This is a genomic window from Cupriavidus sp. CuC1 (assembly GCF_044627735.1).
GTDB lineage: Bacteria > Pseudomonadota > Gammaproteobacteria > Burkholderiales > Burkholderiaceae > Cupriavidus > Cupriavidus ulmosensis.
This window is the reverse complement of record NZ_JBIUHC010000050.1, coordinates 31,631-44,979: the sequence shown is the minus strand read 5'-3', so window position 1 is coordinate 44,979 and position 13,349 is coordinate 31,631. Positions and strand designations below refer to the sequence as shown.

9 protein-coding genes are annotated in these 13,349 nt (G+C 64.9%); 1 reads left to right on the top strand and 8 read right to left on the bottom strand.

Going from position 1 to position 13,349, the window contains the following annotated elements:
• The first annotated feature begins 280 nt into the window (after positions 1 to 280).
• Complete coding sequence (locus ACGLHR_RS21680; RefSeq protein WP_400096295.1) at positions 281 to 727, top strand: hypothetical protein; 447 nt, start codon at positions 281 to 283, stop codon at positions 725 to 727.
• Between the two features lie 104 nt (positions 728 to 831).
• On the opposite strand, the gene mdoH is transcribed toward ACGLHR_RS21680, so the two are convergent.
• The 8 genes from mdoH to ACGLHR_RS21640 all read right to left on the bottom strand — a co-directional run bounded on the left by mdoH (position 832) and on the right by ACGLHR_RS21640 (position 13,339).
• On the bottom strand, positions 832 to 3,384 hold the full coding sequence (mdoH, locus tag ACGLHR_RS21675) for a glucans biosynthesis glucosyltransferase MdoH (protein ID WP_400096294.1): 2,553 nt from the start codon (positions 3,382 to 3,384) through the stop codon (positions 832 to 834).
• Positions 3,357 to 4,940, bottom strand: a complete 1,584-nt coding sequence (locus ACGLHR_RS21670) for a glucan biosynthesis protein G (RefSeq protein WP_400096293.1) — start codon at positions 4,938 to 4,940, stop codon at positions 3,357 to 3,359. The genes mdoH and ACGLHR_RS21670 overlap by 28 nt, the downstream gene beginning before the upstream one ends.
• Positions 4,941 to 5,797: 857 nt before the next feature.
• Positions 5,798 to 5,995, bottom strand: a complete 198-nt coding sequence (locus ACGLHR_RS21665) for a hypothetical protein (RefSeq protein ID WP_318232263.1) — start codon at positions 5,993 to 5,995, stop codon at positions 5,798 to 5,800.
• A gap of 173 nt (positions 5,996 to 6,168) precedes the next feature.
• Entirely contained in the window at positions 6,169 to 6,720 is a 552-nt protein-coding gene (locus tag ACGLHR_RS21660) for a surface-adhesin E family protein (protein ID WP_400096292.1), read from the bottom strand.
• 350 nt (positions 6,721 to 7,070) lie between these two features.
• Positions 7,071 to 7,925 carry a helix-turn-helix domain-containing protein gene (locus tag ACGLHR_RS21655; protein ID WP_400096291.1) on the bottom strand — a complete coding sequence of 285 codons (855 nt, stop codon included), beginning with the start codon at positions 7,923 to 7,925 and terminating at the stop codon, positions 7,071 to 7,073.
• A 127-nt stretch (positions 7,926 to 8,052) separates the two neighbouring features.
• Positions 8,053 to 10,074: a sigma-54-dependent Fis family transcriptional regulator gene (locus tag ACGLHR_RS21650; protein WP_400096290.1), complete on the bottom strand. Its 2,022-nt coding sequence runs from the start codon at positions 10,072 to 10,074 to the stop codon at positions 8,053 to 8,055.
• Between the two features lie 372 nt (positions 10,075 to 10,446).
• Positions 10,447 to 10,953 carry an acetone carboxylase subunit gamma gene (locus ACGLHR_RS21645; RefSeq protein WP_318232259.1) on the bottom strand — a complete coding sequence of 169 codons (507 nt, stop codon included), beginning with the start codon at positions 10,951 to 10,953 and terminating at the stop codon, positions 10,447 to 10,449.
• A 61-nt stretch (positions 10,954 to 11,014) separates the two neighbouring features.
• Positions 11,015 to 13,339, bottom strand: coding sequence for a hydantoinase B/oxoprolinase family protein (locus ACGLHR_RS21640; RefSeq protein WP_400096289.1), 2,325 nt, complete (start codon positions 13,337 to 13,339; stop codon positions 11,015 to 11,017).
• Positions 13,340 to 13,349: the final 10 nt, after the last annotated feature.

The following is a 13,349-nucleotide window of genomic DNA, read 5'->3' as shown; positions in this document are numbered from 1 at the left end:
CGGATCGGAGGAGTGCGTGGCTTTCAACGGCAGCAAAGCCAAGGGTACAATGCCAGCCTGTCGGCCGCCCGGGGCGGGCGATCACGCAGCCCGACGCACCGCGGGAACCCACCCGCTGGCGCGGTTCCCGGCAACGTTTTCCTGCATGAGAACAAGATACAAACTGCTTTCTGTCCTTCTTACCCTGGCCGCCGGCGCGGCTAGTTTGCCGTGGGCGCAGTGCGCGCACGCGGCACCGGTTCCAGCCAGGCCCGCAGCCTCTGCGCCTGCCCCTGTCGTAATGGACGAGGCCGATGCCCTGGCACAAATGCTCAAGGGCGCCGCCACGGGCCAGAACACCGGCGCGGCCGGCGTGCCCGAATTGCTGCGCAATACCGCTCGGCCCGACAACATATTGTCGCGCGCCTGCCGCCAGCTCAACGATGCCCTGCCCATCGAGATCGATGGCGAGACGCGCTTGCGCCGCTGCCAGTCGGTCCCTGGCAAACATGTCCTGTTCCAGCTGGAGCTGACCAAATACCGAGGCCCCATGCTGGACCTCGCCAGCTTCGAGCTCAGCTACGCCGCGCCGCTGCAGCGCAATATCTGCGCAAACCGGGACGTTGAAATCCTGACCAAGCTGGGCGTCAGCATGATGTTCCGCTACATGACGCGCAACGAGCGCGGCGAGCGCCGCGTCGGCGACGTCTACATCAACGCGCCCATCTGCTCCTCGGCGCTGCGCTAGACCCTCGCTAAACCCTCTCTATTCCCGCGCCCACCCTATTCGGATTTCCTGCCAGGCTCCCGGCGCCCTGCCGCCGGGAGCAGGCGCGCCGGCGCGGCGCAAGTTCAGGTGAGCCTTGGACGCAACGGCACCACGTTGGCCGCGCGCCGGGGCAGCACCCGGGTTTCCTTCCATCGTGCGTGCGCCAGCGGTGAGCCCCATACCAGTTCATGCAACTGGGCCAGCGCAAAGGGATCGCCCAGCAGCAGGTGTTTCTGGGCAGCCGTGAGCGCGTCCGGACCGGCGCTCAGGGCCTGCTGCACCAGCGCGGCGTGCTCCAGTTGCGTGGCCTGTGGCTGCACCACGCGCGACGAGCCGGTCGCGCACATCAGCGCATTGGTCACCGGGTCGACCACGGCGTCGATAAATGCCGGCGGCTCTCCCGCTGCCTCCACGTGTTTCTGCATGGCCACCATCTCGCGCGGGGGCGTAGCCTCCTCCGGGGTCACGAACAACCTGGCCCCGCGCATCGCACGGCCAAGCGAGACCCGCGACAGCCAGACCGAAAGCGGAATCGAGCATGCCAGCGAACCCACGATCGGCAGCAGCCACCAGACAAAATTCGGGTCCAGCCACAGCACCAGCCCGCCCCACGCCAGGCCCAGCAAGGTATGCATGCCGTGGCGGCGGAACGACTCGCCCCAGCTGGTCTGCGCATCTTCGCGCGGCGGCGACTTCCAGGTAATGCCCCAGCCGCTATAGGCCGCCACCACGAACTTGGTGTGGAACAGCATCCGGACCGGGGCCAGCAAAGCCGACATCACGACTTCAATCAGCATCGACAGCACCAGGCGCAACGGTCCGCCATAGTTGCGCGAGTCCTTCATCAGCAGCACCACGCTGGCGATCTTGGGCAGGAACAGCAGCGTGGCGGTCGCCGAGAACAGCGCCAGCGCCTTCTCGGGATGCCACTCCGGCCAGGTCGGGAACAGCTGGTAGGGCTGCGTGAAGTACTCCGGCGGCACCAGCGCGTGCTTGGCCAGCATGATGGTGGACAACACCAGGAACAGGAACCACAGCGGCGCCGACAGATAAGCCATCACACCGGTCAGGAACACCGCGCGGTGCACGGCGTGGAAGCCCTGCTTCATCCACAGGCGGAAGTTCATCAGGTTGCCCTGGCACCAGCGTCGATCGCGCTTGACCTCATCGAGCAGGTTCGGCGGGAGTTCCTCATAGGAGCCCTCCAGGTCATAGGCAATCCACACGCCCCACCCGGCCCTGCGCATCAAGGCGGCCTCGACGAAATCGTGCGAGAGGATTTCTCCTGCCAGCGGACCCTTGCCGGGCAGCGGCGCCAGCGCGCAATGCTCCATGAACGGCTGGATGCGGATGATGGCGTTGTGGCCCCAGTAGTGCGATTCGCCGAGTTGCCAATAATGCAGGCCGGCGGTAAACAGCGGCCCGTACACGCGCGTGGAAAACTGCTGCACGCGCGCATACATGGTCTCGCGGCCCACGGCTAGCGGCGCGGTCTGGATGATGCCAGCGCCCGGATTGCCTTCCATCAGCTTGACCAGCGTGGTCAGGCATTCGCCGCTCATCACGCTATCGGCGTCCAGCACCACCATGTAGCGATAGGCGCTGCCCCAGCGGCGGCAGAAGTCCGCCACGTTGCCGGTCTTGCGCTTCACGCGGTGGCGGCGCCAGCGGTAGAAGATGCGGCCGAAACCGTTGACCGCGCGGCAGGTTTCCATCCACGCGTCGGTCTCTGCGGTACGCAGGTCCGGGTTGCCGCTGTCCGACAGCACGAAGAAATCGAAGCGCGCCAGCTCACCGGTGCGCTCCATCGACTCATAGGTCGCGCGCAGTCCGGCAAACACCCGGGTCACGTCCTCGTTGCAGATCGGCATGATGACCGCCGTGCGCGCCTCCTGCGCGATGGGACCATCCACCGCGGCCGATCGCGAGATCAGATGGCGGTCGCCGCCCTTGGCCAGCACCAGGAAGCCCATCATGGCGGTCCAGAACCCTGCCGACACCCACGAGAACAGGATGGCGAAGAGCGCCAGCACGGCGATCTCCAGCGGGTCGGTGCCGTGATAAGGCAGCACCTTGGTCATGAAGTACGTAGCCAGCGCGGTCTGCCCGGCAACCAGGCCGAGCAGTACCCAACGCCGGTGCGAGCCCGCCGGATGCCATTTGCCCTCGGCATCGGGACCGTCATGCAACGTGTCCCAGGTCTCCGGCACAGGCGGGCGGCCCAGCATGCGCCGGCCCAGGTTGCGCAGGAAGCCGGTGACGATGTGCGGAGGCCATGCCCGCGGCACCATCGAAGCGCGCTCGGGCTTGGGACCCGTGTCGATATGCACCGTGCCATCGTCGCGGCGCTGGACCAGCGGCTCGCCCGCTGCCTGGGGGGCGCCATAGGCAAGGTTGAGGCGGCGCCCCACCGAGCCGTAGGACGCGCCCGCCGGGGATGGCTCGCCGTCCTTGGCCGCGAGTGTTCGCTGCAGCAGATGCATGGCCGACTCGGTGTCGGCGGCGTCGCTGCCAGCGACGTTGTTAAGCAGCTCGCGACGCTGGTCGGGCGAGACAGGAACGCGATCGAGATAGCGCTCGCATGCCGCCGCCGGAGCGGTGCGCCGCTTTAGCCTGGGGGTAAGATGTAGCTCCACGTCTCAGATAGGGTTGTATTGCCGTTGCGAAGATAGCCGCGCAATTCGACCGGTTTGTTCTCGTCCTTGCGGCGCACGACCATGGTCATGCGCCAGCCGCCGGTGGCCGCATTGCGTTGCGTCGAAGTGTTCAGCAGCTCCCCGTTGCTGTCGGCCGAGATCACCGGATCGATCCGGGTATCGGCGGCCAGTTTCTTGAAGGCCGGGCCTTCAAAATCCACCACCAGCGAAAAACTGGTGTCGTCCTGCTTGCGGCTGAGGCCCTGGCCACGCCGCGTTTGTGTCACCCACGACAGCGGCGGCTGTTTCTCGCCGTCCTTCTGCCACAGCAGGCGATATTCGAAATCGAAAGGTTGCTTGGGCTTGGGCGGGTTGTCAGGCACCCAATAGGCCACGATGTTGTCGTTGGTCTCGTCCGGGGTCGGGATCTGCACCAGCTCGACCCGGCCCGGGCCCCAGTTGCCTTTAGGCTCCACCCAGGCGCTCGGGCGACGCTCGTACCACGCGCCGATTTCCTGGTAGCTGCTGAAATTGCGATCCCGCTGCATCAGGCCGAACCCTTGCGGATTGGTCGCGGCAAACGAGGTCACCAGCAGGCGCTTGGGATTGCTCAGCGGCCGCCACAGCCACTCACCCGTGCCGAGCTGCACCGAGAGCCCGTCGGAGTCATGCACCTCGGGCCGGTAGTCCGGCACCGACGAAGGTTGGTTCTCGCCAAACAGGAACATGCTGGTCAGCGGCGCCAGGCCAAGCTTGGTGACGTTCTCGCGCGTGAACAAGCGCGACTTCACCTCCATGACCGTCTCCGTGCCTGGCCGGATCACGATCCGGTACGCCCCGCTCATGCGGCGCGAGTCCATCAGCGCATAGATGGTCAGTTGCTTGTCCGCCGGCGACGGCCGCTCGATCCAGTACTCGACGAAGCGCGGGAACTCCTCGCCCGAATTGAGCCCGGTATCCACGGCCAGGCCGCGTGCCGACAAGCCGTACCACTGGTCCTTGCCCAGCGCGCGGAAATAGCTGGCGCCCAGGAAGGAAGCGACTTCGTCCTTGCCCTTGGTGCCGTTGAGCGGATAGAGCACGCGGAAGCCGGCAAAGCCAAGGGTCTTGAGCTTGCTGGCATCGACCTTGTGCGGTCCGTAGTTAAACGCAGACGGCTCGAAGCGGATCTCGCGGGCGCTCCCACTCACCACTTCATTGATGCGCACCGGCTGGTCGAACACCATGCCTTCGTGAAAGAAGGAGAGCTCGAACGGCAGCTTGGCATTGCGCCACTGGAAACGCTCTGGCTTGTATTCGATCTCGCGATAGCGCTCGTACGGCAGCTCGCGCAATTCGCTTGGCAGATTCTGCACGGGAGCTTTGTAAGGGCTTGCGGCCAGCTGGCGCGCGCGCGCCGCCACGGTATCGAAGTCGAACGCGTGTGCCGCCACGGCACACATTGCCAGCATGCCGCCGCACAACCACCTGCCGAGGCGCAGTGCGCTTGTGTTCGCAGGCGCCGCTGCACGGCGCTGGATAAATTCGACGGTCGGCAAGGTAGCAGTTTCGGACATGAATGCCAGTGACGGGCGTAGTTGGACGGTTGGGATCGATCAAGCACCGCAGCAAAAGGCGGACCACCATGCGACCGGGATGACTACAGCAACGGCGGGATGCCGGCCAGCGCGTACCCTGGGGAGGCTTTGGGGGATCTCGTGGCGCATCGCTTTTGATTGGGTGCTGAACTTGTGCCTGGGTGTATCGGAGCGTATCCGACTTGCTGCAATGCGCAATAAGACCTTAACAACTCGAGACTAAAAAGTCACGTTTCGATCACGCAACGTTTGCAACAAATTGAAACCCCGGCCGTCCAAACGCCGCTTTCCGCGCGCCTCTCGAGCCCGGGCATCACATTGGGCGTGCCGTCGGATCATCGCTTGGTGCCTCGCAGGGCACGTTGGGGGCGCAGCCATTTCTTCAGCTATTTCCCCTGCGGCGCCACCACGGCTGGGCAAGGCGGCGGGCGAAAATCCGCCTGCCGTCATGACCGCTGGTCCATGCGTCCTACATGGGGATAGCACCCGAATCTGCAACGCTAGGATATGGATCGCACGGCGTCAACGTGCGTAGCGAGCACGTGGGCAGCACCGGAACGGCGCATTGCGCACCTGCAAAATCGTGCACTGCACTGGAATCATGCGGAATGGATCCGCCGCGCCCAAAAAAAGAGAGGCCGTAGCCTCTCGATCGGGTTCCGCCTCGATGCCAGTCCCCCCGGATGGCGCATGGCGCCGCTGGGCATCGGTACCCGGGCCCGCTGCATCGCGCGCTTCACGCGCGACGCAGCGGGCACAGGCGGCGTGGCGAACTAGCTCGACAGCAAGCGCGCGCACCGGCACGCTGGCTGCCCGTCGCCTTTCACTAACGGCGCTCAGGCGCCTTTATTCATCATCTTGTCGGCATCAGGAGGCGCATGGTTCTTTTTCTTCTTGGCCGGCTTCTTCGTCATCTTGCCAGAGCTTGACGCCGCTGGCTTGTCGCCGGCCGCGGGCGCGGCAGGCGCCGACGCCTGGGCATAAGCGCCCGCACCAAACATGGCCAGCGTCAACATCACGATCCACTTCTTCATATCAGCCTCCTGGTCAGCTGTGGAAAGAAGCCTGCCCGCAGCCCTTGGTGGCGCTAGGCACCTGCGCTTCGTGACTACCAAAACGAAGCAAGGGACAAATGGGTTGACGCATCAGCCAGCCTATCGACACTGCAGCGCAACATCCGGCCTGCCTGCGGGTGCCGGCACAGGCATCAAGGACACAAGCGGCCGAGCAGTTCGCCGGGGACAGTGCCTGCGCTGGCAGGCTGCGGCATGCCAGCGTGAGGGGCGCTGATGGTGTACAGCGATTCGCCGCGCGCATAACGCTTGGCGTAGAGCGTCTGCTCCACCACCGCATACATGGATGTGGCGCAATTGAACACCATGCGCTTGAGCGAGGAACGGATCGGCTCGCCACTGGTGGTGCGGATCACGCCGGCCGGCGCGTTGCGCATGACCGCGACACCGACCTCGGGACCACGCCGTCGCACCGAAGTCTTGTCGAAGTAAGAGATCACCCCGTTGGCGCCCATCAGGGGCAGCCAGCGCTGCGGATCAGGCGCTGAAGGATCGGGCGCGGCCAGCACGGTGCAACCTTCGCGCGGCGTGGAACGGAAGACAACACCCCCGCTGGGAGCCTGGCATTCATATAAACCCGCCGTGGCGGCGGGGCGAACCGTAGCAACAGGCTCGGCATACGCGGCAAGACAGACACTGCTGCCAACCAGCACGGCGGCAGCGTGGAAAAAGGCGCGCAAGGACATGGACGGACCCTCGTGTAGACCAAAAAGCAACGCGCATTGTCGCACACCACGCTGCGCAAGCTGTCGCCCGCGCGCGCTGGCCGCCTGTCTTGCTACGCGTGCCGGGCGCGCCAGGCGATGTTGAAGCATGGATTTCCAAGGCAGCTTTCCGACATGCCTGAATTGGAAATTTCTATTAAGAATTTTTCAATTCAAATCATTCGGAAATTTCCCAAAGCAAAGAAGCTACAAAACTTCTCATTTCAGGAAGTCTCCCAAACGTCAAGCAAGCGCACCATGACTCGCCTGCTGGCAGGCTCCTTTTCTCAGCCGTTTGATGGCGCACGAGGTATCCCGGTCAAGGCCGCCGGCTACTGCGACAGCGCCTCGAGCGCATGGCGTGAAGCCTCATCGGCCGGGAAGAAACACTCGATACGCATCTCCTGCAGCGTGACGTCCTGCGGAATGCCCAGCGTGGTCAGCGTCGAGAACAGGGAGGCGCGAAAACCGTCGGCGGCAAGCGCCACCGGCAGCATCGGCGGCGGCGTCCGCTCGGCGGCATCGTCGTCAAACAGCGGGACGCCGGCCGGGCCAACCATATCGGGATGCCAGTCTGCAATGCGCTCGAAGATCGCGCGCGCCGTCTGGTCCTGCGCCTGCGTCTGCAACTCCTGCCACACGCGCCGCAGCAGGTAGCGCCCGACCTGGCGCGCGTTGTCGATGACCGGCCACAAGCCGTCCGGATTGAAGACCGTCAGCATCAGGTTGATGCGCCCGCCGCCCTCCTCCAGCTTGGACGGTGCGCGCCCACCCAGCAGCAGGCCAATCATGTTGCGGTATGCCTGGTTGGCGTCGAGCATGTTCCAGAATCGGTCCAGCACCACGGCGGGATAGGGCTCCTGCTTGGACAGGATGAGCGCCACCGCCTGCTGCACCATCTGCAGCGCGGGCGCGGCCAGGCCGTGCTCGGTATAGGCCGGCGCAAAGCCACTGGCAAGCAGCAGGCGGTTGCGCTGGCGCAGCGGCACGCCAAGCCGGTCCGCCAGCGACAGCACCATTTCGCGGCTGGGCCGGGCGCGGCCGGATTCAAGGAAGCTGATATGCCGCTGCGATACCCCGGCGGCCAGCGACAGCGCAAGCTGGCTGTAGCCGCGCTTGCCGCGCCAGTAACGCAGCAGGCCGGGGAAATCGAGGGCGGTTTCGGAACTGGGGGTTAGGGTGTCCATGACGGCATTACAGCACGGCCCGGGCCGCCGCGCGACTACCTGTGAGGTAATCGCCGGGCCTGCGCCCATGCGGCAACGCAGCGCCGGTCTTCGATGAAGTGCCGCCGGCGACGTCGGGCATGACGCGCTATGTCGCCCGCCCGCGTGTTTCGCTCAGGGCGGCGCCCAAGCCGTATTTCCGAATCTTCTCATACAGGGTGCTCTTCGCGATGCCAAGGCGCGAAGCGGCCCTGGTCAGGTTGCCGCCGCTGTACGCCAGGGCCTTGCGGATGGATTCCGATTCCGCCATCTCGAGCGAGCAAGCCGGCTCGGGCGCATTGCCGGCGATGTCCTTTGGCCCGCTGACGCCGCCTGGCGTGCCCACAGAGCTGATTTCGAGCGGCAGCTTGTCCACGGTGATCACGCCGCCCGCGCTCATCAGCAAGGAGCCCTCCAGCGCGTTGCGCAACTCGCGGACATTGCCCGGCCAGTCGTAGGCAAGCAGGCATCGGTAAGCCTCGTCGTCGAACGATGCCACCGGCAGGCCGTAGCGCTCGCATAGCTGGCCAAGCCAGTGCGTGACCAGGGCCGGGATGTCGTCCTTGCGCTGGCGCAAGGACGGTATCGCGATATTGGTCACGGCGATGCGGTAGAACAGGTCCATGCGGAACTTGCCCGCGGCCACATCGTCGCGCAGGTTGCGGTGGGTGGCGGCGACCAAGCGAAAACTGACCTTGCGCGGCGTATTCTCGCCGAGCCGGTAGATCTCCCCCTCCTCCAGCACGCGTAGCAGGTGCGGCTGTATGTCAAGCGGCATTTCGCCGATCTCGTCGAGAAACAGCGTCCCCCGGTTGGCGGCCTCGATCTTGCCGGCTGCGCCCGACCTGCGCGCGCCGGTGAACGCGCCCTCGGCATAGCCAAAGAGTTCGCTTGCGAGCAGGTCCCGCGACAGCCCCCCGCAATTGAGCGCCACGAACGGGCCTTGCGCGCAAGCGCTGGCCTGGTGAATTCCTTGCGCAAACAACTCCTTGCCGACGCCGGTCTCGCCCAGCAGCAGCACCGGCACCCTGGATGGTGCCAGGTGCTGCGCCTTCTCCACGGCCGAGCGCAAGGCGGCACCGTTGCCGACGATCCGGGAAAACGCCGGCGCCGGGCCCGGCCGCATGGCCGGCACGCCCGCAGCACCCGCTGCAAGACGATGCGGCGCGGCAGGAATCACCACCACGAAACCCAGCATGTCACCGTTATCGCGGATCGCTTCGAAGCGGGTCAGCTTGAGCCATTCTGGGAGCGGCCCGGATCCGGCGCGCGCCACCCGGGCGTCCAGGCCGGGGATGGAAAAAGCGCTGTTCAGCACCGTGCTCACGCCCAGCCGCGCCAGCGCCGAAGGCGCCTGCGGATTGGCCTTGACCAGGCGCCCACCTTCGTCGAGGACAAGCACGCCATCGCTGCGCACCGATGCGAAATGGCTCATGCAGCGATCCAGCAAGCGCAGGCGGCGCTCCATGGCCAGCTTGGCCAGCCGGCTTTCGATCCTGCCGGCCAGCGACACGGTCAGCGCCAGGCTATGCCGGCTATAGGTCTGCGCCAGGCCTGAGACGTCGATCACGCCGAGCACGGCGCCGTCCAGCGGATCGCGGATGACCGTGGCCGAGCAGGTCCAGCGCTTGATACCGGCACAGAAATGCTCGGCACCGTGGATTTGCACAGGTTGTTGCAAGGCCAGCGCGGTGCCGATGGCATTGGTCCCGCAGTTGAGCTCCTTCCAGTCGCAGCCCGGAATCAGGCCGACTTCCCCGGCGGGCTCGACGATGCGCATGTCGCCCTCCTGCTGGAGGATCATCCCGTCAGGATCGGCCAGCAGCATGATGGTGCCCGTCTGCGAGAGAAACTCGCGGGTCTGCTGTATCAGGGGCAGGCTGGTACTGACCAGCCGATCGTTCTTCTCCCGCCGCGCCCTCAGGCCGCTTTCGTCAAGCGGCGGCGGCGCGGCGCCGGCAGCGGGATCAACCCGGCCCACCAGGCACCGGTGCCAGGAATCGTCGACCACGCAGCGCAGTTCGCCGGCGCTCGCCTCACCACCGTCGATCAGGTGCTCCCAGGCGGACATGATGCTGGCGTCATGGTCTGGATGGGAAAACCAGTCCATCGGTGTGCTGGCTTCTTGCATTCCGTGTCTCCTTGCGGGGGCCCGCCCAATGCGGGCCAGGATGGCCGGTTCACCGGCTCTGTGTCTTGCTTCGCCTGCTTCGCGGGACTTGCGCCCGCTTCACGCATTTCATGCATCCTACTCCCGACGGCGCTGCCAAAACCAGCCGGGACTTGCCCCCCTCCTAGTAGAGCAAAACCCAGGCCACACGCCAGCCGCTCGGCCTGCCGGGCCGCACGCGCACCTGATCGACCGGCAGGGGCCACTTGCGACCGGCCGAAAACGAAACGGCCGTCCGGAAATCGAACGGCCGCCAGGCCTGCGCCAAAGGATGGACGATCCATCCCCAGGCCCGGATGTGGAGAAACGATTACCGCGATGCCGAGGCCCGCATCAATCCACGCGTTCGGGCAGTGGCAGCTTCACCCAGTCGGTATAGAACGCCTCGATGTCCGGCTCGAAGTCGTGGATCACCGGATACCACGGCGTGGGCGCTTCCACATCGTGCATGGTTCCGCACTTGGGGCAGTAGTACTCGCGGTACACCTGCCATTGCGTATCCGGCGCCATGAGTTGCGGATAGACCTCGGCCATGGCTTCGTCCGTGTCGCGCACATAGACGTTGGCGTGCAGCTTCCAGTTCTCCCGGTAGTCGCAGAAAACATGGCCGCAGTCGCATTGCGTGACCCACTTTTTGGTCTTGGCCTGCTGCACGATAAACATGTGCGGGCTCAGCGGCAGCACGATGCGATCATCCCAGTCGAGCTTCTTCTGCAGCGCTTGCACGTATAGCTGGAAGCGCGCGGCATCCTTGGGCATCGACAGCATGCGCAGGGTGGTGTCCCAGTCGAGCTTGCCGTCGACCAGGTTCTTGACCTGTTCACTGGTGTAGGTGGACATCTTGAATCCTCTCTGGCGTATTGACTAACTAATGTGTGCGTTCGTTAGCGCCGGCCTGGCCTCACTCTTCGACCAGCACCACGGTGTTGACGTCGGGCATCTTGGACAGGTCCATGCGGTACCTGGAGCCATAGGTCGGCACGTCCAGTTCGTCCTCGGTCAAGGTCCACGAGTCAGGCAGGTCCCAGAACGTCCGGAACTGTTGCTCGAACGTCTTCGACAGGCCGAAGCTGGTGGCAAACATGTGCTGCACCTGGGTCGAGGCATGCTTGACCAGGATCCGCTCGCGCTCGCCCTTCATCCATTCCTGGACAGGCTGCGAACGCGCCAGGCGCTGGTTGCGGATCTCGATTCGCTTCAGCGCGGTCTGTTTGGCATCCACCTTCCAGATCCCGTTGCCATCCTTGGTCGCGACCGCGCCATATACCTTCTGCGCGTATTCCGGCAGCAGCAAGGCGTTGTTCAGGTCCTGCTCGATGGCTCCGACCTTGCGGTCGAGCGGGTCGCCAAAGCCCGGGCCGCCACGCAGGTAGTTCAGGTAGAGGTCGTAGTTGTCGTAGCAGTCTTCGGTGGTCATGCACTGCTGGTCGCGCTTGACGACCGCGCCGGCGTTGAGGTGATTCTCGTAGTCCGGCAGGTCCGGATTGGCATCGCCACCCAGCGGCAGGCTGTCGCCGCCGGCGATGCGCTCCTTCAGGCCGGTCTTGTGGGCCTCGAAGCGGTAGCCGGTAGCTGCGGGATAGCCGCCCATCAGGCCCCAGTCGCTGTTCATATAACCGTTGCCCATGAAGAACATGGTCCAGTCCTGCGCTTTCCACACCATGCGCAGCGTCTCGAAGCCGCAGCCGCCCCGATACTTGCCATAGCCGCCGGAATTGGCCTTGGCGTTGCGTCCCAGGTAAAGCAGGGGCTCGGCCATTTCCCAGATTTCGATGTCCCCCATATCGCCTTCCGGGTTCCAGATCGCCGCGGCGTGGTTGAGGCCGTCCTTGATGGCGCTGGCGCCGGTGCCGCACGACGAAGCCTCGAAACTGTTGACGGCGTGGATCTCGCCTTCCTGGTTGATGCCGCCGCCCTGCAGCCAGTTGGAGGTGTTGGCGTTGCCGGCGTTGACCTCTTCCAGGTAGCCGCGGCTGAAGTAGGCCTGCGACAAACCGCGCCACATCGCGCTCCAGCCCGAGACCAGGAAGTGCCAGGCATAGGCATGGCCGGTACGGCGGTCGTCCGGGTTCATCCAGGTGCCCTTGGGCAGATGGAACTCCGTGCCGAAATAGGCGCCGTCGTTGATGCGCTGCGTGGGCACCAGCGTTTGCGTCATCATCACCCAGATACCGCTGGTAAAGGCCACATGGTGGGCGTTATAAGAATGCCAGCCCCAGCGGCTCGCGCCTTCGAAATCCAGGCGCCACGAACCGTCCTTGCGGATTTCCATTTCCACCGGCGAATGCATGATCGAATCGAGCTTGGCGAAGGCCGACGAGGTCTGCACGTCGGGGTGGTTGTACGGCACGTCGACAAAGGCCACCTTGCGATACTTGCCCGGCAGGGTCATAGCCTTGATGCGCGTCTGCAGGCCGCGGCGCCCTTCCTCGATCACCTCGTAGGCAAACTCCTCGTAGGCTTGCAGCCCTTCGTCCTCGATCACCTCCTCGATCAGGTCGCGGATCATGTGGCAGCCGGCGATGCGGGTGCGCTCGTCGAGTATCCAGTATTTCGGCGTGCGTACCGAGCGCTGGCTTTCATGCAGCCAGTCGCGCAGCGGGGTGTCGTTCACGCCGGTCTTGCGGCAGGTGATCATGTAGCCGTCGCCGAAGCGCTGCACCTGCCCGGTGGACATGGACCCCGGCGTCACCGCGCCGGTGTCGATCACGTGGGTCACGCCGCCCACCCAGCCCACCAGCTTGCCATGCGCGAAGATCGGCACGATGGTGGCGATATCGCAGGGATGGACATTGCCGATCGTGCAATCGTTGTTGGTGAACATATCCCCGGGATGGATGCCGGGATTGGTCTCCCAATCGTTCTCGATCATGTACTTGATCGCGGCCCCCATCGTACCGACGTGGATGATGATCCCGGTGGAAGTCAGCACGCAGTCGCCCGCGGCGTTGTAGAGCGTGAAGCACAGCTCCCCTTCCTGCTCGACGATCGGGCTGGCGGCGATCTTCTTGGCCGTTTCACGGGCGTGCACCAGGCCGCCGCGCAGCTTGGAGAAAAGCTTCTCGTAGCGGATCGGGTCCCGTTCGCGGAATGCCAGGCGCGTAAGCCCGTTGTAGTGGCCGGTGTTGGCCGTACGCTCCAGGATGGCGTCGCGGAACTGCTTGAGCGTCTCGCCGGTCTTGAGCAGGTCGGCGAGCCCGACTTCCTTGCTGGACATCATATTCATGGCTGGTCTC

Coding starts and splice junctions, on each gene's coding strand:
- ACGLHR_RS21680 (WP_400096295.1), top strand. CDS start 281: ATGGACGAGGCCGATGCCCTGGCACAAATGCTCAAGGGCGCCGCCACG.
- ACGLHR_RS21670 (WP_400096293.1), bottom strand. CDS start 4,940: ATGTCCGAAACTGCTACCTTGCCGACCGTCGAATTTATCCAGCGCCGT.
- ACGLHR_RS21665 (WP_318232263.1), bottom strand. CDS start 5,995: ATGAAGAAGTGGATCGTGATGTTGACGCTGGCCATGTTTGGTGCGGGC.
- ACGLHR_RS21660 (WP_400096292.1), bottom strand. CDS start 6,720: ATGTCCTTGCGCGCCTTTTTCCACGCTGCCGCCGTGCTGGTTGGCAGC.
- ACGLHR_RS21655 (WP_400096291.1), bottom strand. CDS start 7,925: ATGGACACCCTAACCCCCAGTTCCGAAACCGCCCTCGATTTCCCCGGC.
- ACGLHR_RS21650 (WP_400096290.1), bottom strand. CDS start 10,074: ATGCAAGAAGCCAGCACACCGATGGACTGGTTTTCCCATCCAGACCAT.
- ACGLHR_RS21645 (WP_318232259.1), bottom strand. CDS start 10,953: ATGTCCACCTACACCAGTGAACAGGTCAAGAACCTGGTCGACGGCAAG.
- ACGLHR_RS21640 (WP_400096289.1), bottom strand. CDS start 13,339: ATGAATATGATGTCCAGCAAGGAAGTCGGGCTCGCCGACCTGCTCAAG.